The sequence below is a fragment of the Pseudomonas sp. SAS7 genome (assembly GCF_052112345.1).
Classification (GTDB): Bacteria; Pseudomonadota; Gammaproteobacteria; order Pseudomonadales; family Pseudomonadaceae; genus Aquipseudomonas; species Aquipseudomonas putida_Q.
Map to the genome: position 1 here is coordinate 1 of NZ_JBEGGO010000061.1, position 479 is coordinate 479.

Sequence of the window (479 nt, forward strand, 5' to 3'; positions counted from 1 at the left end):
GGTACAAACCGGAGACATCGTTTACATTCCAAACCGGGGACATGGTTTACAGGCTAAAGCATGATCAGGAGGTACCTGATCATGCCCTGGAACCAAGAGTCCCCCATGGATCAACGAGTCAGATTGATTGGCGAATGGCTTTCCGGTGATTACACCAAGAGCCAGCTTGCTCGCCGGTACAACGTCAGCCGCCCCACGGTCGACAAATGGATATCGCGATATTCTGCGGGCGGTGCTGAAGCGCTGTCCGATGCCTCGCGGCGCCCTGACAACAGCCCTAACAAGACAAGTGACGAGCTGTTGGCCCGCATTGTTGCGATGAAAGAGGCGCACGATAAATGGGGCCCCAAGAAGCTCATTGAACTACTGCGCCTTGAAGACCCCTCGATTGATTGGCCGTCTCCGAGCACCGCGGGGCAGTGGCTGGACCGAATGGGCATGGTTCATAAGCGTGGGCCAAAACGGCGATACGGTAAAAG

1 protein-coding gene is annotated in these 479 nt (G+C 55.9%); it reads left to right on the forward strand.

Annotation, left to right across the window (positions count from 1 at the left end; translation table 11 throughout):
• Positions 1 to 105: 105 nt before the first annotated feature.
• Positions 106 to 479, forward strand: a 374-nt coding sequence (locus tag ABI582_RS28690) for a helix-turn-helix domain-containing protein (RefSeq protein ID WP_442120993.1), incomplete at its 3' end; no start/stop codon positions are given.